17 protein-coding genes and 1 pseudogene are annotated in these 20,561 nt (G+C 50.8%); 10 read left to right on the top strand and 8 right to left on the bottom strand.

What is annotated here, in order from left to right:
• Positions 1-161: 161 nt before the first annotated feature.
• The 4 genes from HC231_RS19705 to cspA form a co-directional block, all read right to left on the bottom strand.
• The gene (locus HC231_RS19705; protein ID WP_208228383.1) at positions 162-1,808 is read right to left on the bottom strand and encodes a Na+/H+ antiporter; all 1,647 of its coding nucleotides are present in this window, start codon (positions 1,806-1,808) and stop codon (positions 162-164) included.
• Positions 1,809-2,165: 357 nt separating this feature from the next.
• Entirely contained in the window at positions 2,166-3,533 is a 1,368-nt protein-coding gene (locus HC231_RS19710; protein ID WP_208228384.1) for an NCS2 family permease, read from the bottom strand.
• A gap of 749 nt (positions 3,534-4,282) precedes the next feature.
• Positions 4,283-5,212: a kdo(2)-lipid IV(A) palmitoleoyltransferase gene (gene lpxP / locus HC231_RS19715; protein ID WP_208228385.1), complete on the bottom strand. Its 930-nt coding sequence runs from the start codon at positions 5,210-5,212 to the stop codon at positions 4,283-4,285.
• 381 nt (positions 5,213-5,593) lie between these two features.
• On the bottom strand, positions 5,594-5,812 hold the full coding sequence (cspA, locus tag HC231_RS19720) for an RNA chaperone/antiterminator CspA (RefSeq protein ID WP_009114380.1): 219 nt from the start codon (positions 5,810-5,812) through the stop codon (positions 5,594-5,596).
• A gap of 570 nt (positions 5,813-6,382) precedes the next feature.
• On the opposite strand from cspA, the gene HC231_RS19725 reads away from it, so the two are divergent.
• The gene (locus HC231_RS19725; protein ID WP_208228386.1) at positions 6,383-6,613 is read left to right on the top strand and encodes a hypothetical protein; all 231 of its coding nucleotides are present in this window, start codon (positions 6,383-6,385) and stop codon (positions 6,611-6,613) included.
• A 213-nt stretch (positions 6,614-6,826) separates the two neighbouring features.
• Here HC231_RS19725 and HC231_RS19730 read toward each other — a convergent pair whose 3' ends face one another.
• Positions 6,827-7,255: a TOBE domain-containing protein gene (locus tag HC231_RS19730; protein WP_208228387.1), complete on the bottom strand. Its 429-nt coding sequence runs from the start codon at positions 7,253-7,255 to the stop codon at positions 6,827-6,829.
• A gap of 721 nt (positions 7,256-7,976) precedes the next feature.
• Here HC231_RS19730 and HC231_RS19735 point away from each other — a divergent pair.
• From HC231_RS19735 to pfkB, 3 genes are all read left to right on the top strand, one after another.
• Entirely contained in the window at positions 7,977-8,591 is a 615-nt protein-coding gene (locus HC231_RS19735; protein ID WP_246494584.1) for an EAL domain-containing protein, read from the top strand.
• Between the two features lie 854 nt (positions 8,592-9,445).
• Positions 9,446-10,147, top strand: a complete 702-nt coding sequence (locus HC231_RS19740) for an EAL domain-containing protein (RefSeq protein ID WP_208228389.1) — start codon at positions 9,446-9,448, stop codon at positions 10,145-10,147.
• Positions 10,148-10,656: 509 nt separating this feature from the next.
• The gene (gene pfkB, locus HC231_RS19745; RefSeq protein ID WP_208228390.1) at positions 10,657-11,604 is read left to right on the top strand and encodes a 6-phosphofructokinase II; all 948 of its coding nucleotides are present in this window, start codon (positions 10,657-10,659) and stop codon (positions 11,602-11,604) included.
• A 98-nt stretch (positions 11,605-11,702) separates the two neighbouring features.
• On the opposite strand, the gene HC231_RS19750 is transcribed toward pfkB, so the two are convergent.
• The 3 genes and pseudogenes from HC231_RS19750 to HC231_RS19760 all read right to left on the bottom strand — a co-directional run bounded on the left by HC231_RS19750 (position 11,703) and on the right by HC231_RS19760 (position 13,855).
• Complete coding sequence (locus tag HC231_RS19750) at positions 11,703-12,008, bottom strand: chaperone modulator CbpM (RefSeq protein WP_208228391.1); 306 nt, start codon at positions 12,006-12,008, stop codon at positions 11,703-11,705.
• Positions 12,009-12,010: 2 nt separating this feature from the next.
• A pseudogene (gene cbpA / locus HC231_RS19755) lies at positions 12,011-12,960 on the bottom strand (curved DNA-binding protein).
• A gap of 163 nt (positions 12,961-13,123) precedes the next feature.
• The gene (locus HC231_RS19760) at positions 13,124-13,855 is read right to left on the bottom strand and encodes a UTRA domain-containing protein (protein WP_208228392.1); all 732 of its coding nucleotides are present in this window, start codon (positions 13,853-13,855) and stop codon (positions 13,124-13,126) included.
• Between the two features lie 213 nt (positions 13,856-14,068).
• Between HC231_RS19760 and HC231_RS19765 the strand changes: the two genes are divergently transcribed.
• From HC231_RS19765 to HC231_RS19790, 6 genes are all read left to right on the top strand, one after another.
• A complete protein-coding gene (locus HC231_RS19765; RefSeq protein ID WP_208228393.1) occupies positions 14,069-15,127 on the top strand; it encodes an ABC transporter substrate-binding protein in 1,059 nt (352 codons plus the stop codon).
• Between the two features lie 19 nt (positions 15,128-15,146).
• Positions 15,147-15,971, top strand: a complete 825-nt coding sequence (locus HC231_RS19770) for an alkaline phosphatase family protein (RefSeq protein WP_208228394.1) — start codon at positions 15,147-15,149, stop codon at positions 15,969-15,971.
• Complete coding sequence (locus tag HC231_RS19775) at positions 15,968-16,810, top strand: ABC transporter permease (RefSeq protein ID WP_208228395.1); 843 nt, start codon at positions 15,968-15,970, stop codon at positions 16,808-16,810. The genes HC231_RS19770 and HC231_RS19775 overlap by 4 nt, the downstream gene beginning before the upstream one ends.
• A 78-nt stretch (positions 16,811-16,888) precedes the next feature.
• Positions 16,889-17,674: an ABC transporter permease gene (locus tag HC231_RS19780; protein WP_208228396.1), complete on the top strand. Its 786-nt coding sequence runs from the start codon at positions 16,889-16,891 to the stop codon at positions 17,672-17,674.
• Between the two features lie 2 nt (positions 17,675-17,676).
• Positions 17,677-18,669, top strand: a complete 993-nt coding sequence (locus tag HC231_RS19785; protein ID WP_208228397.1) for an ABC transporter ATP-binding protein — start codon at positions 17,677-17,679, stop codon at positions 18,667-18,669.
• A gap of 122 nt (positions 18,670-18,791) precedes the next feature.
• Complete coding sequence (locus tag HC231_RS19790; protein ID WP_208228398.1) at positions 18,792-20,417, top strand: Na/Pi cotransporter family protein; 1,626 nt, start codon at positions 18,792-18,794, stop codon at positions 20,415-20,417.
• The last annotated feature ends 144 nt before the right edge of the window (positions 20,418-20,561 follow it).

Consider the following 20,561-nt stretch of genomic DNA (forward strand, 5'->3'; position numbering starts at 1 on the left):
CTGGATAATAACAATCATTATCATTTAGTGACAAGCCATTTACAATCAAGCTAATGGATTTTGAATGTAAGGATTTAGAAAAGATCCCCATCGCTTGAGCGATGGGGAATAACAAGGAGGGGAAAAATCAATAATATGACGCCGTTCAGGATAGCCCGGCCTTACTCGCCTTCGCTCAGTACCGCCTCCAGCAGATCCAACTCCCGCAGCATTTTTTGCAATGTCTCGTTGCTGATCTGCTGCGTGGCGCGCAGATGATAAAGCTCGGCGCGTTCCGAATTCAGCGCCGTCAAACGGAAACGCCGCTCCAGGTTTTCAATCATCAGGCTATGTTCCAGATCGCTCTGCCCGGCCACCTGCCGACGCAGGTTCCCTATCACCCTGGCGCTAACCTCTTTCAACACCTGCTCGTCGATATTTTCTTCGCGATCGGCCGCCAGCCGTTCTTCCATTTTATGCAGGCTGTTAATCGCCACTTCCGCCATGGTGCTACGCGCCATCCGTTCCTCTTTGGCGTAAGTCACCTTATCGGCCACCACAATCCCCCGCAGCAGCAACGGCAGCGCCAATACGCCGCACAGCAAAGAGAACAGGATGACGCCTGTGGCGATAAACACCAGCTGATAACGAGACGGGAAAGCCGTTCCGTCCGTCAGCAACAGAGGAATGGAAAGCACGCCGGCCAGCGTAATGGCGCCGCGCACGCCGGCGAAAGAGGAAATCCACAGTTCGCGCGTCGTGAATTCGGCGAACACCATCGGTTTCTTTTTCTGAATATGCAGGCTGTATCTTTTCATCATCCACAGCCAGCCGAAGCGCAGCAGCAGCAGAGCGGCATAAATGACCGCGATGTCGGTGAACAGCATCCAGGTTTCAACCGTAGGATCCAGCTCCGCCTGGGTAATCGACGTTTCCAGAATATCCGGCAGTTGCAGCCCCAGCATAATGAACACCATGCCGTTAAAAACGAACTCCAGCATCGACCAGACGCCGTTCGCTCGCAGCCGCATGGTCAGCGGAGCGTTACGGATCACGCCGGACTGGCCGATAGTCATCCCGGACGCGACCGCCGCCAAGATCCCAGACACGCCGATATGTTCGGCGATCAGATAGGCGGCGAAAGGCAACAGCAGCAGTAAAACAATTTGGGTAGCGGCGTCATTGCCGCTCCAGCGGCTGATAATGCGCAATGACTTACTATAAAGCCAGGTAACCGCCACGCCGGCCAGCAACCCGCCCATCGCGACCTTTATAAACGCCAGCGTCGCGCCGGAAACGCTGAACACCATCGTTCCCATGGCGATGGCGACGGCAAATTTCAGCGACACCAGGCCGGAAGCATCGTTCATCAATGCTTCCCCCTGAAGGATGCCCATCAGTTTTTTCGGGATGCGATCTTCCCCCACGATGCCGGAAAGCGCGACGGCGTCCGTCGGGGAAAGCACCGCCGCCAGCGCGAAAGCGGCGATCAGCGGCATGCCCGGCACCATCCAATAGATGAAATAGCCGACGCCCACGACGGTAATCAACACCAGAACCAGCGCCAACCCGATAATTTCACGCCCGTAGTGCAGGAATTCGCGCGTCGGCGTTTTCCAACCGTCGGCGAACAGCAGCGGCGGAATGAACAGCACCATAAATAACTCGGGATTGAAATCAACGTGCAAACCGAACTGAGGCCAGGCAAGAATCGCACCAACGGCTATTTGCATCAACGGAAGCGGTATTTGAAAAGGTAGAATTCGTGTAACCACCCCTGATAAAGAAACTACCAGGGTCAAAATAAGAATAGTAAAAAAGATTTCCATGCTTTCCTTAGACTCACTCCTGCAGCATTAAAAATGGGTTAGGCACCCGTCAATCCCATGAAGTACTACATAATATTTAACGCATCTATTCTGTCATTAAAATGAATTTCTGAGCGGAAAAATTTATATTTTTCGTATTTTCACACACCAAACTTCAACTGATAACAAATGAAGCCGCGCAGAGAAACATAAAGTTCACCGCGCAGGGGGAAAAACCATTGCAATCAGAGAGTAAGACGCGGCGGCAAACGGCCGCCGCATTGGCGGGATACGGAAATTCGCAGTGATAAGCAAGACGGGAAAGATATAGCCGAGTTCGGGGGCGGCACGATCCCCCGAACTCAAATTCAAAACGGCTTAGAGCGCCCAACCGCCGGCGTAGAACACCACCAGAGCAAGGGCGATAAGAACGGTGCCGATATTCAGTTTCCGCCATTCGCCGGAGAAAATACGTCCCAACACCAGCGAACCAAAGCCCAGCATAATGCCGGTCACAATGTTACAGGTCAGCACGATAAACACCGCGCACACCAGACCCGACATCGCATCAACAAAGTCGTCGAAGTTCAGTTTGGTTACATTGCCCAACATCAGTAAACCGACATACATCAGCGCCGGCGCAGTCGCATATCCGGGAACCAGATAAGACAGCGGGGACAGGAACAGGATCAGCAGGAACAACACGCCGACGACCGTCGCGGTCAGACCGGTTTTACCGCCGGCTGCCGTACCAGCGGCGGATTCAATATAAACCGCCGCCGGAGATGTCCCAACCAGACTGGAAAGAATGCTGCTAACGGAGTCAGACGTCAGCGCTTTACCGCCATTGACGATTTGTCCGTCTTTATCCAGCAAGTTCGCCTGACCGGCAACCGCGCGAATAGTACCGGTCGCATCAAATACCGCCGTCATCACCAACGCCAGAACGCTGGGCAACACCACCGGCTGCAGCGCGCCCATAATATCCAGGCTGAAAATCAGTGAAGAACCATCCTCGCCGCTCAAGCTAGGCCAGGCGAACCAGCCCTGAAATTTCACATTCGGATCGAAGATTAAACCGATAATGGAAATGACGATGATCACCAATAAAATGCCGCCCGGAACACGGCGTTTTTCCAACCCGATGGTAGCGGCCAGCCCTATCAAGGCCATGATAACCGGGAAAGAGGTGAAGTTGCCCAAAGCGACAGGCAGACCGTCAATCGGATTTTTTATCACCAGGCCAATGCCGTTGGCGGCGATAATCAACAGGAACAAACCAATGCCGATACCGGTTCCGTGCGCCACCCCAAGCGGGAGATTGCGCAGGATCCAGGAGCGGATCCCGGTGGCGGAAATGATGGTGAACAGAACCCCCATCAGGAAAATCGCGCCCAGCGCAACCGGAATGCTAATCTGCTGCCCCAATACCAGACTGAATGCCGTAAAGGCGGTCAGAGATATCGCGCAGCCGATGGCCATCGGCAGATTGGCCCACAGCCCCATCAGCAATGAGCCGAATCCGGCGACCAGACAGGTTGCGACAAATACCGCGGCCGGAGGGAAACCGGCTTTACCCAACATGCCCGGTACAACGATAACCGAGTAAACCATAGCCAGAAACGTAGTTAACCCTGCCAACACTTCCTGGCGCACATTGCTGCCGCGCTGTGTTATTTTGAAAAATGCATCAAGCGCGCCATGCGGACGCGCCGCACCATCAGCCTGACGAGTAGTATTCGACATGGTGGTATCCCCTGAATGAAATGTCATTATTATTTAAGGTAAATCGTAGGTGGTTCACCCAGCCCTGCACTGGGTATGCATCCGTATAACCAATGCATCCAAACCTTGAGGCCCTGCACGCAAACGATTACTTCGTTCAATGCAAACCTCATAATTTTGCCAGGTTACTTTTTGTAAGCGAAAGATTATCCTGCTTCCCCGGCATCCATTTCAACTGCTAATCAAGACTATTTACCAATGCCTTACTTATGTCTTACCTATGCCCGGCCGACGTCACGGGGCGCTTGCCATTTACAACGGTCAAAAAGCTCAGCGGGAAGCCCCTGCGCGCCGCGCAAAACAACCAATCAAAATGCCGGTTTATTTTAAACAAACTAGAAATTCATATTTTTGTGATTAGTATCACAAAAAAGTTGACCAAGCGTATCAGCGCGAGTATTCTTCAAAACGTGAGATACATCACAGATACAATTTCACTGATGGGAGTTTGAAAAATGAAGCTGCTGAATAAAATCATCGCTATGTTTGAAAACATCAACCTGGGCTTTGGTACTTTCAATCATTGATTGCAAAGAAAGTGAGGGGAATAAAGATGAGAGTTGTCCGTATAATCAATAAATTATTAGAAGCGCTGGGCAAAACCTATCGTTGTGTTTAATCCCCGCGCTATCTTCCGTTAAACATAAAATGGCTGCCGACAGGCAGCCATTTTTGTTGATGAAAAAGAATTGATAACTCACGTCTCTTCGTCACACTCCGGCGTATAAAGAGACCTCACCAGCCGGACGGGTTTTAAAACGGCGATGCAGCCACAGATACTGCTCCGGCGCCCGCATGATCTCATTTTCTATCACTTTATTCATGTAGCTGGCGGCGGCATGTTCATCGTGATAGGGATAATCCTGTAGTTCGGGCTGAATCACCAGCTTGTACCCGGATGCATCCGGTTTACGGATTAAAACGATGGTGATCATGGATGGCTTCGCTAAGCGGCCGATAGTAAAGGTGCCATTGGTGGTCGCGGCGTTTTTCACGGCAAAAAACGGAGCGAAAACGCTGCCTTTCGGACCGTAATCCTGATCCGGGGCGAACCACACGGCCTCGCCGCCTTTCAGGGCATGAACCATACCTCGCAGATCTTTACGATCGATCATCGCCTTGTTCGAGCGGGAACGTCCCCACGTTTGCACCAGTTCCATCACCTTATTGTTGTGAGGACGATACATTGCCATCATCGGCTGGCACAGCCCCATCGCTCGCCCACCCAACTCCAGCGACATAAAGTGAATGCCGATGGCCATCACCCCGCGTTTTTTTGCGCAAGCCTGCTGCAAGTTTTCCAGCCCCGAGACATCAAACCAGTGGCGAACCCGGCGATCCGACCAAAACCAGGCCATACCGGTTTCCACCAGCGCCATCCCCAACGAAGAAAAATTATTGACGATCATCGTCTCCCGCTCTTCGGCGGAAATATCGGGAAAGCACAGTTCAAGATTACGCCGAGCGATAGCCACTCTGCGTTTTAGAAAAAATCGGGAAAAACGCCCTGCGCTGCCGCCGATTTTCATCAGCAACGGGTAAGGCAATTGAACCAGCAGGAACAGAATGCCTAGACTGAACCAGGTGAGCCAGTAACGCGGATGAAGTAATACTCTGGTGAATTTTTGTTTAATTTTCATCAAATTCGTCTTTAAGTGATCATAACGCGTACCGCATAAAGAATCGCATTCGCATTCGCCGCGCTACGACTACTGTGACACCACTTATTGTATATAGTTTCTACACTGTATGAAATTCAATCGAACCGTCTAAATTTCATGTTTGAAACCGATATGGGAAGGCTGGTTATGGAGGGGATCATATAGGAGTGAACGAGTCCAACCGGCCGGCGACGGCTTCGGGTTGCCATCATACTCGTTTCGGCGCAAGGTGAGGAGTAGTAACAATAGAAATAATTAAGCCCCTCAGAATATCTGCGGGGCTTATGCATAATCAGGTATTTTCGGCGATGATATTTGAGCAACGGCGCAAGCCGGTCAATTATCTTCGGTCAAAGACCTTTAGATTACGCTAACGTTCACTGCTGATGGGCCTTTCTGGCCGCTTTCAACACTGAACTCAACTTTCTGGCCTTCGTCCAGGCTTTTGTAATCGTTACCCTGGCCTTGAATGGCGGAGAAGTGAACGAATACATCTTTGCTGCCGTCGGTCGGGGTGATGAAACCAAAACCTTTGCCAGCGTCAAACCATTTTACCAATCCAGTCATTTTATTAGACATAGAAAATTTCCTTTATATATTTAGATAGCCACTATAGGGCGGAGTAGGGTCTGTTACAGTGATTACTTATGGGCACTTATAAAAAGGAAATTCGTCGGATAAGAGACTGGATGCATCGCTTGAACTAGGAACCGCTTAATTACAATGTCTTACATAAATAGGTCTGTATTCCAGGCCGATGACTCATTAACGCATGAACACATTTTTATAGCAAGCCTTTTATTTTCAAAAAACACAAATGGCGGATAATGCGTTAAGCGTTCTTTTTAAGCAGAAATCATTGATAAAGAGGAATAACAAGTAATTAAACTCAATAAAATTTGAGGCGCAGGATAAAACGCTGCCGTTTTGAACAATGCGAAGCGTTAGCCCATTACAGACGACGAACGGCAAAACCAACGCGCCCGCGACTTGAAAAATGACGGGGATATCATTCACTCATCCCGATGATAATTATCACTTTATATCCAAATAAATCTATTCATTCTCATTCTTTTGCATTGACATTATTTCCCATTGTTTACTGCAAAGATGATATGATGCCCTATGAAAAAAAGCCGGAGAGATATAATGAATATTCATAATTTAACCTGGTATCCGGCACAACGATCGCGTGTTGAGACAATTATTGGTCAGACGGTCGTATCGGTTTGCACTCAAGGCCGGCCGGTAAATGCGCGAACGTTGCTTGATCTCATGTATGTGCAATTAAGTGAAATGGGAAAAAGGGAAGATATAGAAGGTATGATGACCGCCATTTCCATTCTGGAAAAGAATCAGGATGCTCACGCAAAAGAGTAGCATTCATGCCGCCAGTCGAATACTCCGGTCGTTTAATCAAACAAAGCGACCGGAGTTGAACTGGAGATGAATACCGATAAATTCACAACGTAATAACGTGAAAAATAAAAACATATCGCTTAAATAATTCGAGTTGCGAAAGTCCTCAACGGGCGGGCACCTGGAAAGAACCGGGTAACGCGGCCAACGCACAGGCAACTTGAACTATGACTATTATTTCCTGGTAGCCAGAATAACACTGGAAGCCTTAATCAACGCAATCACCTCGCTCCCATCGGCAATCGCCATTTCATCGAGGCTTTCGTTGGTGATACTGGATGTCAGGGTTAAACCATTGCTGGTTTCAATATGTATCATCGAATTAACCGCGCCCTTCTCTACCTTCGTCACTTTACCCGCTAACTGATTACGGGCGGAAAAATTCAGGCCGCAGTCCACTGAAGCGATAATAACCCAGGGCGCTTTCACCAGTGCGATAACCGGTTTACCGGGAGCCAAACCCAGAGACGTACTGCTTGCCTTGGTAATCACGGTCGTCAGCAAATCACCGCTGTCCAGCTTGAGGACAACCTCATTGTTAACGGCGCCTTCTACGATTGTAGTTACAACGCCAGCTAGTTGATTCCGCGCAGAAACTGACATACTCACCTCTTTGGTATACAGGTTAATTGAAATATTTCTGGTTTGAACAACTGTACGCCACTCACACATTTTTACGGCTTAGCGCTCGCAGCGACTTTAATATTGGGCTATTCCCTAAACAATAACAACACTGAATAACCGCCAAATGGGATGGCAAAGAAACACGCAGAAAAATCATTAATATAAATAAAATAATCCAAACTTATGAATGATGTTTACTACGATCCAACTGCATGTATAAATTGATAACGAATACCTCGTAGTTTGTAATAATTATGTATAAAGGCATAAGAAATAACTGAAACACTACTTTTTGTAGGTAATAACCTTGCAAATAGTCGAGTGTTCCGGAAGATGAACGGTAGATGACAAAACATGGAACACGTTCGCCCGCCCAAAACCGCCGATTCGCAACCAGGTTTGCGCAACAGCATAAGCATATAATTTTCTTATTCAAATAATTAGTCCCTTCCATGATCTTATCAACCTCCTTATTTTTCGAGGATGATCAAAGGATTGGCCTATCAAAGAGCTGAGATCGATCGACTAATCAATCACTTTTATGGGTTAATATATTTATATTGATCAGTTTTATAGATCGATCAATAATGCCTGAAACATGGCCAAACAGGGGAGCATGATGACTGTCGATTCAATCTCATGTACGCAGAGGCACTATGTTATAGAACCAATCTATAGCTGTCAGAATCGGCTATTCGCCATGGAACTGCTTACCCGATTTAATGATGAGGGACCATGTTCGGAAAAACGCATTCAGCAGATGAGCCGTGCTGAAAAACAGGCGTTGCTGATAGATCAACTGGAATCTATCGCCCAGAAGCAACGCTATTTTATAGATAACAATATACGTTTATCGCTAAACATCGACTTCACTATGGCGATGTTTTTATCCCAGGATGGGGAAACCAGGAACTTAATGGATAAATTACCCTTTATTTGCCTGGAGATAAGCGAAAACTTCCCAAATCTTAATGATGGAAAACGCAATCCGCTGCTTGCAGCATTATATGAGCGTTACCCCCTTTGGTTAGATGGTTTTGGCAGCGGAAACTCAAATATTTACGCCGTTAGCCAATCTACGTTTTATTACGTTAAGTTGGATAAGATTTTCTACTGGGAAATGATAAAGGATAGAAAAGTCTATACATTATCCGTCCTGGTGGAAAATATACAGAAATACTGTCATGGCATCATCATTGAAGGAGTGCAGACTCATTCAGAATACTACCTATTAAAGAACTGCGGCGTGGCGGGAATTCAGGGATACATCTACCCGACCTATACATTAGACACTCTACCGACATTAAAAATATGAACGAATTAATCATATTATCAGTGCTGGTTCTAATCGTTGCCTATGCATTCATACGGCACAACATAAACAGTTCGCACAATAAATTAATTACAAAAAGAAAAATAAAAAAACCAAAAAGGGAAAACACATAATAGAGAATAACAAATTTACTGTTATTTCAATAACGTTCCCTAAATCTGCGCACTCTTGAACCAACCAGCACGTACGAACCGATTGAGTAGATGGCCCCCCGGCATTTGATGGGAGCCGCTTTAACAGCGCTGACGGCGACGCCACAGCGTCGGATGGCGCTGTGCTTGAATACGCCCGTTATCGCGGCGTTATCACAGAAATCGCAACCTGAGCGAATCGGAAGCGGAGCAGAACAAATGACGCGGCAGAGAGACTTCTACGACATATGATTCTCATTTCCCCCGTGGCGTTTAACCGCCTGTTCCGCGATCGGGCTTTAGGTTGCCGTCATAAAATAATAATTATCACGTATTACCGCTGTTACATTATCTGAGATCCGCGCTGCGCCGACAACAAACTTAGCAGGCAAATTATTTATAATTACAAATATATTCGCATGATAATCATAAAGTGTCGTGGTAAACCGGGCAGTATGACAGTATACTGACAGCCGTTTCGATCATCTTAATCTTATATTGATTAATAATATTTTTTTTGCAATTGGCCAATGTTCTCCTATCATTCACAGGCGCTCTCGCTCAATTACCCCTACGGTCAAGCCTATCAGATTGACTTAATCGATCGGTAAATCAATAATTTTAATCAATTAATATTGATATATTGATCAGTTTTACTGATCGATCAATAATATGCCAATAATTCTTAATCTGGAAACTATACCAATGGTAGATTCAATACTAGATATAGATGATAGAAGGTACTACGTTGCGAAACCTATCTATGATTTCCAGCAAAAAATGTTCGCAGTGGAACTGCTAGCACGATATGAAAATAAAGGGCTCAGCACCACGAAACATCCTCGACGGATGAGCCCAGCGGAAAAAAAAGACTTACTGATAGAGCAATTGGAATGTATTTCCGCCAAACAGTCATATTTCATCGATAATCAGGTTCTGGTGACGATAAACATCGATTTCGTGATGGCCGTATTCCTATTCCAGAATCAGTACGCCAGCAATTTGCTAGACAGTCTCCCATTTACTCATCTGAAAATAAATGAGGTGTTCCCAAACCTCAATGACGGGAAACGCAACCCTCTGCTGGCGAAACTGCATGAGCGCTACCCGCTCTGGCTGGACGATCTGGGCAAAGGCGACGCCAATCTCTATGCCGTGAGCCAATCTATTTTCAGCTATATTAAGCTGGATAAGAACTTCTATCTCGGACTGATGAAAAATAGGGAAGATGACTATATCTTCCCGTCATTGATCAAGAATATAAAAAAATTCTGCGATGGGATCATCATAGAAGGCATTCAGCATTCCTCGGAATATGAGTACTTAAAACGCTGCGGAGTGGACGGCATGCAAGGCAGTTTTCATCCGACATACCAACTTGATAATTTACCCACATTAACTGAATAAATATATTCATCAATCTGGCGTTTATTGACGCCTAAATTTATTACATAGCACCATAAATATTCGCCTGACGTTATTAAAAATCCATACTCTAAATAATTCGGGCGGCAGGAAGACCACGCGGGGCGGCAAATTCGGCGCGAACGAATTCGGCGTCCCCAACGGAGCGAGTCTCAGGGAAGGGCCAAGCAACAAAGCCGGCGCATAGGCAACTTGAAATATGCCGAGAATATACGTCATTCAACATCGGCGTCCCCCTTCGTTAGCTTGAAAGACAGCGGATATATTGCTGCAGCTGATAATAAAATCGCTTATATTTCAAATGGTTTTATACAACCAGCAGGAAATTTACGCATTATTCCTACATAATTAACCCATCATCAGAACGCCCATAACGGGCAAAGCGTCTGACGCCGGTCAGCGCCATCAAATAGGACAGCGCCCATCGCCTTATTAAATATCTATTAAAATCAATCAAGTAATTATGCATAAATCTGAATGGAGGAGATATAATGCCCCAGATTTTTACGCTCACCCTTGCCCCATCCCTGGATTGCGCCACAACCACGCCCAAAATCTACCCTGAAGGAAAACTACGCTGCACCGCTCCGGTGTTTGAACCCGGCGGAGGAGGAATTAATGTCGCCCGCGCCGTTGTTCATCTGGGGGGCGAGGCCTGCGCCATTTTCCCTATCGGCGGACCCACGGGCGAACACCTGGCTGAATTGCTCGAACAAGAAGGCGTTAAAACCCAAACGCTGCGCACCCAGGACTGGACGCGGCAGAACCTGCATGTCCATGCGGATAGCAGCGGCGAACAGTTCCGTTTCGTTATGCCGGGCGCCGGGCTGACCGGCGACGAACTCGATCAGTTAATCGATCGCATACTGAAGATCCCCGCAGGTTCGCTACTGGTCATCAGCGGCAGCCTGCCGCCGGGATGCGATGTTGAAAAACTGGCGTATCTGGTGAAACAGGCGCAGAGCGGCAAATTGAGCTGCATTGTCGACAGCTCCGGCGCGGCCCTGGAAGCCTGTCTGAAGCTGGGCGGTCTGGCGCTGGTAAAACCCAATCACAATGAACTTTCCGCCCTGACAGGACGTCCGTTGGAAAGCCCTAATGATGTCTATAACGCCGCGTCTGAACTGATACGCAAAGGTTCGGCTGAGCGGGTTGTGGTTTCACTGGGGCCGCAGGGCGCGCTGGCGATCGACCGCAAAGAGTGTATCCAAGCCGTTCCGCCGCCGGTGAAAAAGCTGAGCACCGTGGGCGCAGGGGACAGCATGGTAGGCGCGATGACGTTAAAGCTGGCCGCCGGCGCGGGGCTGGGCGAGATGGTGCGCTACGGCGTCGCGGCAGGAACCGCGGCAACGCTGAATCATGGTACGCGTCTTTGTTCGAAAGCGGATACGCAACGGCTGTATGATTATATCTGCCAGAGTAAGGCGCTAACCGCATAAGTACATTTCCGCCGCCTTTCAAGCTGCGTCCGTACGGCCGCAGCTTGAAATGAGTTAATTAACATATCCGGCTGAAAATACTTCGTCCCGATCGCTTGTTATGGCGTGATCAAAAAACGGTTAAGATGCCTGCGCAACTGCTCGTTTTCTTTCTTCAACTCGTCGATTTTATCCAGCAATGTCAACGTCATCGCAATTCCCGACCAGTCTAAATCCAGCTCCATCTGCAACCGCCGGGCGCGCCGGAGGCAGATCAGCGCATGGGAATCAAAAACCCAACCAGGCTTATCCAGATCCAACGGTACAATGACGCCTAGCTCCACCACTTCAACGAGCTCGTCCTGAGAAATATTTACTGACTGGCACAGTTCCACCATCGTAAATGTCATTTCTTCAGTCATCATATTTACTCCCATCCATCCCGAGGATTAAACGCGGCCTGCTCGGCTAACTGTTTCCACAGGGCACTGGCTTTTTCATCTGGTTTCGGGGGCATAACCACTTTCAGGATGGCATACATATCGCCGGCCCCTTTTTTCTTACTGACCAATCCTTTGCCTTTAATCCGCAATCGCTTGCCGCTCTGGCTGCCGGGGGGATCGTCAGGGCAATTTTGCCAGTTAAGGTCGGTACTTCAATCGTGGCGCCTAACGCCGCTTCCCAAGGCGCCAGCGGCACCACGATATGCAGATCGTGACCGTCAATATCAAACAACGGATGCGGAGCAATACGAATAACCAGGAATAAATCGCCATTCGGTCCGCCGCCGAATCCGGCGCTCCCTTGTCCTTTCAAACGAATGCGTTCGCCATCGCCAACGCCCGCCGGAATTTTGACATTCAGGGTTTTGGCGATCTCTTTGGTCGGGCGTCCAAACTCATCATAAACCGGTAGATGATAAGAAATCGGCCGGGTTTGCTCGGTTAGGGTTTCCTCTAAAAATAGAGGCACTTCCATCTCGAAATCCTGTCCGCGAGCGCCGTGGGACGTCTGGCCGGACGCGCGTTGTCCCCCCGCGGCGTGGCGGCCAAAAATAGATTCGAAAAAATCAGAAAAATCATGAGGATTGCCTTGCGAGCTATGCCAGGTCTGCTCATGACCGCCATAGTTCGGCGGCGGCTCGGAAAAACGGGGATCGTTGCGGTGTAGTCTTAACTCATCGTATTCGGCGCGGCGCTCGCTGTCTTTCAACACCTCATACGCCTCGGCGACTTCCTTAAATTTGCTTTCTGCATCTTTCTCAGAACTGACATCGGGGTGATATTTACGCGCCAGCCTGCGGTAGGCCGTTTTGATCGTTTTCAGATCGGCGGATGGGTCTACTTCCAACGCAGCATAGTAATCTTTAAACTCCATGCGTTAATACCTTAAATTCAATAGGTTATGCGATAGAAATCATTTGTGTCACTTGTTGTATCCGGTATCTTTTATCGATCATACACCTTTGATAAAACCGCTACATCCCTTAAAAGGTAGACGATTAGCCGACGTTTCGGAAAATAATTGGCGTAAGGGAACCTCACCGGGCCGGCGGCTCCACCCCTTCCGCTTCAATGTCAATGTACAGCGCGTCGTAACGCCAATATTCACAGTCACAATCGATAATGCGATCGTGCTGATCGCGGTTGATGCGGGTAATAAACAGCGCCGGGCTGCCCGGCGCAATCTTCAACGTGGGCGCGGCGAACAGCGGCATCGGCGTGGGCAACATGGTAAAACGGACGCGCCCGTAGCGAATGCCGTAGCGTTCGCGGTAGAGATCGGTCAGCGACTGGGTTAAATCAAAATCGAGCAAACCGGGAAAATAGCGCGGATTGAGGTAGTGCTCGACGTAAAGCACCGCTCTGCCGTCAATACGCCGCAGACGGCGAATGCGATAAACCTCTTCGCCTTCGCGCATCGCCAGATGTTGCGCCAGCGCCGCGTGAACCTTCACCCGTTGGGCATCCAGAACCTCTGTTTGCGCGGCGCGCCCCTGCAACTTGGCCATCGCATGGAAATGGCTGCGATGCAGTGGATTATAGATAAAACGGGGCGGCGCAATAAACCATCCCCGCCGCAGTTCGCGGTAGATCATGCCCTGAGACTCCAACTGACCCAAGGCTTCGCGTAGTGTGATGCGCGTTGTCGAAAACTGATCGCTCAGCGCGCGTTCCGAAGGCAAACGGCCCTGTTCGGCAAAATCCCCCCGCTGAATACGCTCGCTCAACGACTGACAAATCACGTCAACGGTTTTCGGTATCGCTTTCATCGACTACGTAAGCCTCATTTTAGGGCGCGGTTGCACCATCTACGAACGGCGGTGAATTCCGGCAGGCCGTATCCGCCATGTCTCCGGCAACAAAACGCCGTATTTACAGGGCTGTCATATCACCTTCATACCATCATGGTAGTTTGGCTCGTTTCTTGCTGGATACTGGTCTAGTCCAGCGTCGCCATCACTCTATCATCAGGAGCATCAGCTATGAAATCTTTGTTTGCATCCGTGTTAGCCAGCGCCATTGTTCTCTCACTGCCTTCCGCCTGGGCCGCCGATACCGATCTTGCCGCACTGGAACAAGCCGCCCGCGGCGAAGGCCAGGTCAATAGCGTCGGCATGCCTGATAGCTGGGCCAACTGGAAAGATACCTGGGACGATCTCAGCAGCAAATACGGCTTAAAACACAGCGATACCGATATGTCATCGGCGCAGGAAATCGCTAAGTTTGACGCGGAGAAAAATAACGCCAGCGCCGATATCGGCGATGTGGGCGCGTCATTTGGCCCGATAGCCGTGCAGAAAGGGGTGACCCAGCCCTATAAACCCAGCACCTGGGATCAAATCCCCGATTGGGCGAAAGATAAAGATGGGCATTGGGCGTTGGCCTACACCGGCACCATTGCATTCATCATCAATAAACAGCAGGTGAAAGATGCGCCGCGCAGCTGGGCCGACCTGAAAAACGGCAAGTACGTCGTCACCATCGGCGATGTCAGTACGGCAGCGCAGGCGGTAAACGGCGTGCTGGCCGCCAGCTATGCGCTAGGGGGAAATGAAAAAGACCTGAAGCCGGCGCTGGCCTTCTTCAGCGATCTGGCCAAAGCCGGACGATTGGGCCTCACCAACCCGGTGATCGCGAACCTTGAAAAAGGCGAGATTCAGGTCGCGATAATGTGGGACTTCAACGCGTTGAACTATCGCGATCAGATTGATAAAACCCGTTTTGATGTCGTGATCCCTTCCGATGGTTCGGTGACGTCCGGCTATACCACCATCATCAACAAGTATGCCAAACACCCGAACGCGGCTAAGCTGGCGCGCGAATACATCTTCTCCGACGCGGGACAGTTAAACCTGGCGAAAGGCTATGCCCGCCCCATCCGCGCCGAATTTCTGACCGTACCGGCGGATATTCAGGAAAAGCTGCTGCCGGCGGAACAATACAAGAATGCCCGTCCTATCGCCGATCAGGAAGCCTGGGAAAAAACCTCGAAGCTGTTGCCGCGTCTGTGGCAGGAGAACGTGATTATCAATATGCACTAAGCGGCGACGGGGTGTTTTGATGAAAAGTATTCTGGTGATACTGGACGGCCTGAACTTTCAGGTCGCCCGCGACGCAATGGGCTACCTGCTGGCCGAGTGCGCGATGGGGCGCGGCCGGCTCTATCAGGTAACCTGCGAACTACCTTCATTGTCGCGTCCGCTGTACGAATGCATTCTTACCGGCGTCACGCCGGTAAAGAGCGGCATTATCCATAACGGCGTCAGCCGTCTGAGCAAAGAACGCAGCCTGTTTCACTATGCGCGCGAAGCAGGACTGACGACCGCGGCGGCGGCGTATCACTGGGTCAGCGAACTCTATAATCGAACGCCGTTTGAACCCGCCCGCGATCGTCATACGGAAGCGCCGGCGCTGCCCATTCAGTACGGTCATTTTTATTATGACGACGGCTATCCGGATTCGCACCTTTTTGAAGACGCGGAAAGTCTGCGCCTGCGCTATCAGCCGGATTTTCTGCTGATCCATCCGATGAATATTGATGATAGCGGGCACCAACACGGACTTTCTTCGCCGCAATATCGCAACCGCGCCAGAATGGCGGACGGATATCTTTCACGCTGGATGCCAGGCTGGCTGGAGGACGGCTATCAGATCATCGTCACCGCCGATCACGGCATGAACGACGATCGCAGCCACGGCGGCGCGCTTCCCGAAGAAACACAGGTGCCGCTGTTTGTCTTTGGCGACGCCTTCTCGCTGCACGCGGACGCCAAACCGCAGCAAACCGACTTATGCGGCACCCTGTGTGAAATTCTGGCCGTCGCGCATGATAAACCGGTTTGTCATTCACTCCTTAACTCTTCGAAAAATAAGGAGAATCCATGAAGAGAGGCAAATGGATAGCGCTATTGTTTCTGCTGCCTTTCGCGCTGTTCTACATCGCCTTTCAGATAGCGCCGCTGGCGTGGATCGCGATAAACAGCTTTTACAGCCAAATGAACGAGGCCTGGGGATGGAGTAACTATATTGATATCCTAACCTCGCCCTTTTACCAGCAGGCGATCCGTCTGTCGCTGAATATTTCTTTCTGGTCAAGCCTTTACGGTTTGATTATCGCGCTGCTTGGCGGTTATTCATTACACCAGCTTGGCGAAGGACGGCTGCATCGCTTCTTTATGTCCTTCACCAACATGACCAGTAATTTTGCCGGCGTTCCCCTGGCGTTCGCCTTCGTCATCCTGCTTGGCTTGAACGGCTGCCTGACGCTGCTGCTAAGAAAATATCAGCTGCTGGAAGGCTTTAGCCTCTATTCGACCAACGGTCTGATCATTGTTTATACCTGGTTCCAGATCCCATTGGGCCTGCTGTTGCTGTATCCGGCTTTTGACGGACTAAAGCGCGAATGGCAGGAGTCCGCCGCACTGTTAGGCGCCAGCCGCCTGCGTTACTGGTTGCACATTGGTTTGCCGATTCTGGCGGCGCCGCTCATCGGCACCTTTGTCATTCTATTAGCCAACGCGCTCGGCGCTTACGCCACCATCTATGCGCTGACCAGCGGTAACTTCAACGTCATCCCGGTGCGTATCGCCGCATTAGTGTCAGGCGATATTTTTCTCGATCCCAATATGGGCGCCGCGCTGGCGATGCTGCTGGTGGTATTGATGTCCATCATCACCGTGATCCACCAATGGCTGGTGCGTAGAGGCTATCAACATGTCAGATAACGCCTGCGGTATGGAAAACGGCGGCGTAACCACAGCATTCCCGGTCCGGGGAGTCATCTCTATTGCGGGAGAAAAACGATGTCACGAAATGAACGCATCTACCATCGCGTGATGGTCTGTCTGGTTTTTCTTATTCTGGCGCTGCCGCTGTTGGTGACGCTGCTGTATGCATTAGCCACCGAATGGGGAGCAACCTTATTCCCCAGCGGCTTTACCCTGAAGTGGATGCAAGCATTGTGGAGCGATCCCCGTTTTCTGGTGGCGCTGGGACACTCGATGTTAATCTGCTTCGGCGCGTTGGCGTTTTCCCTGCTGCTGGTGCTGCCGGCGATGTTTGTAATCGCTTACTATTTCCCACGGCTTGATGCGGTGATGAATATTCTGATCCTATTGCCGTTCGCCATACCGCCGGTGGTTTCTTCCGTCGGCCTGCTGCAACTCTATTCATCGCCTCCGTTTATGATCACCGGTACGCCGTGGATCCTGATCGGCTGCTATTTCACTATCGCTCTGCCGTTCATCTACCGCGCCATTGTCAATAATATGCAGGCAATCAACCTGAGAGAACTAATTGACGCCGCGCATCTGCTGGGCGCCAGCACCTGGCAGGCGGCGCTGCTGGTGGTGCTGCCCAATTTACGCAAGGGAGCCTTCATCGCGGTACTGCTGTCCTTCTCATTTCTGATAGGTGAGTTTGTATTTGCTAACCTGCTAGTCGGCACCAGCTATGAAACTTTACAGGTTTATCTCTATAACTTGCGCAACGGCAGCGGCCATTTTAGCAGCGCGTTGGTGATCTCTTACTTCTTCGTGGTTCTCATCGTCACCTGGCTGGCTAATATCCTTAACCGAGGGAGGGACTGAGCATGTCTTACCTGAACGTCAAACAACTCAATAAAAGCTATGGTCCAACATCGATCTTCCAACAGATCGATTTCACCGCGGACGAAGGCGAACTGGTTACTTTGCTGGGGCCAAGCGGCTGCGGTAAATCGACGCTGCTGCGCTGTCTGGCCGGACTGACGTCGGTGGACTGCGGGCAGATTTTGCTGCAAGGGCAGGATATTGTGCCGCTGACGCCGCAAAAGCGCGCCATCGGCATGGTGTTCCAAAGTTATGCGCTGTTCCCGAACATGACGGTTGAAGGCAATGTCGCGTTTGGCCTCAAAATGCAGAAACTCCCGGCGCAAGAGGTTCGTCGGCGCGTGGGCGAGGTGCTGGCCCTGGTCGAACTCAACGACTATACCAAACGTTACCCGCACCAGCTTTCCGGCGGTCAGTGCCAGCGCGTCGCCCTGGCGCGTTCTCTGGTGACGCAACCGCGTCTGCTGTTGCTGGATGAACCCCTTTCCGCATTGGATGCGCGCATTCGCCGGCACTTGCGCGATCAGATCCGGCGCATTCAGCAGGAACTGAACCTCACCACCATTTTCGTTACCCACGATCAGGAAGAAGCGCTAACCATGTCCGACCGTATCGTGCTGATGAACAAGGGTAAAATCGTCCAGAGCGGTAATGCCGTATCGCTGTATACGCAACCGGCGGATCTGTTCGCGGCGGGTTTTATCGGCAACTACAACCTGCTGACGGCCGAAGAAGCCGCCCGGTTGACGGGCCGGCACTGCCGCAGTCAGGTCGCCATTCGTCCGGAATCCATCGTTTTCTGCCCGCCGGAACTGGGCATCGCCGCAACGATCCTCGGCCACAGCCTGTTGGGAAACGTCATTCGCTATCGCGTCAGCGTGCAAGATATTGAACTGTTTGTCGATGTATTGAACCGTTCCGTAGACGACCTTTACTCCGCAGGCTGCGTTATTGGCCTACAGTTAGATGAGATGACCCTGCGCGAAGTGGCCTGAACCTTATTGCAAACATGATAAAAGCAGGCCGGTTCGGCGCGGGAGTCCTGAGTTTCATAAGTCGGCGTCAGGCGGGCAGAAAACGCCAAGCCGGTCATTGATCCCCAAGGAGCGTTGAACCGTTGTTAACCCTGTTTAATTTACTTTCCGCCGTAGCGTTGTTGGTATGGGGCACCCACATTGTTCGAACCGGTATTATGCGCGTGTACGGCGCTGAACTGCGTCGAGTGCTGAGCCGTAGCGTAGAAAAAAAACCGCTGGCCTTTATCGCCGGGATTATTGTGACAGCGCTGGTGCAGAGCAGTAACGCCACCACGCTGCTGGTTTCCTCGTTCGTGGCGCAAAATCTGGTTGGTCTGACGCCCGCCCTGGTCATCATTCTCGGCGCCGACGTCGGTACGGCGATCATGGCTCGGATCCTCACGTTCGATCTCTCCTGGCTTTCCCCGCTGTTTATCTTTTTCGGCGTCGTCTTTTTCCTCAGCAGCAAGCAGTCGCGAGCCGGGCAGCTTGGCCGCGTTGGTATCGGGCTGGGGCTAATCCTGCTGGCGCTGCACCTGATTGTTGAAGCGGCGACGCCGATTACCCAGGCTTCCGGGGTTAAAGTTATTTTTTCTTCCCTGACCGGCGATATCATGCTGGACGCCCTGATTGGCGCGGTGTTCGCCATCATCAGCTATTCAAGTCTGGCGGCGGTGCTGCTGACCGCGACGCTGACCGCCACCGGTATGATTTCGTTTCAGGTGGCGCTCTGTCTGGTGGTCGGCGCCAACCTCGGCAGCGGTCTGCTGGCGGTGCTCAATAACAGCGCCTCAAATGCCGCCGGTAAACGGGTTGCCCTTGGCAGCCTGTTATTTAAATTCATCGGCTGTGTGCTGGTGTTGCCGTTTGTGAATCCGCTGGCGGAATGGCTCGACAAACTGCCGATGCCGCCTGAAGAACTGGTCATCTTCTTCCATGTGTTCTACAACCTGATCCGTTGTCTCATCATGGCGCCTTTTGCCGGGCCAATGGCCAGGTTATGCGAGCGGCTGATCGTTGACGAACCGGAAAACGATCTGCGGCTGAAGCCAAAACATCTGGATATCAGCGCGCTGGATACCCCGTCTCTGGCGCTGGCCAATGCCGCGCGGGAAACATTGCGTATGGGCGATGTTCTGGAACAGATGCTGACCGTGTTTAACAAAGTAATGCACGGCGCGCCGCGCGGAGCGCGTGAAATACGCAAGTTGGATGATGACGTCGATGTGCTTTATACCGCCATCAAACTCTATTTAGCGCAGATGCCGAAAGAAGCGCTGCCGGAAGAGGATTCGCACCGCTGGGCGGAAACCATCGAAATGGCGCTCAACCTTGAGCAAGCGGGCGATATCGTTGAACGCATCAGCGGCGACGTAGCGGATAAATCGCTGGCGGCCCGGCGCGCCTTCTCCGCCGAAGGGCTGAAAGAGCTGGATACATTATACGAACAGCTGCTGAATAACCTGAAACTGGGTCTATCCGTATTTTTATCGCGGGATATCACCAGCGCCAAACGGCTACGGCGCGCCAAGCATCGCTTTAATCTCACCAACCGCCGTTTTTCCCACGCCCATGTCGATCGCCTGCATCAGCAAAATGTGCAAAGCATCGAAACCAGTTCGCTGCATTTGGGCTTATTGGGCGATATGAAACGCATGAACTCGCTGTTTTGCTCGGTAGCTTATAGCGTACTGGAACAACCCAACGATGAGCGGGAAGAGGAATAACGGCGGCCTTTTCTTGCTACGGGAATATGCGAATGTAATTCATTGTAAAATCATACCGTTCATGAAGGGCGGAGGCCGCCCTTCTCTAGCCGATACCAGTAACCCGTGCTATCTTTCTAGCTGCATCACTTATACATTACCAAT

This window comes from Brenneria izadpanahii (assembly GCF_017569925.1).
GTDB lineage: Bacteria > Pseudomonadota > Gammaproteobacteria > Enterobacterales > Enterobacteriaceae > Brenneria > Brenneria izadpanahii.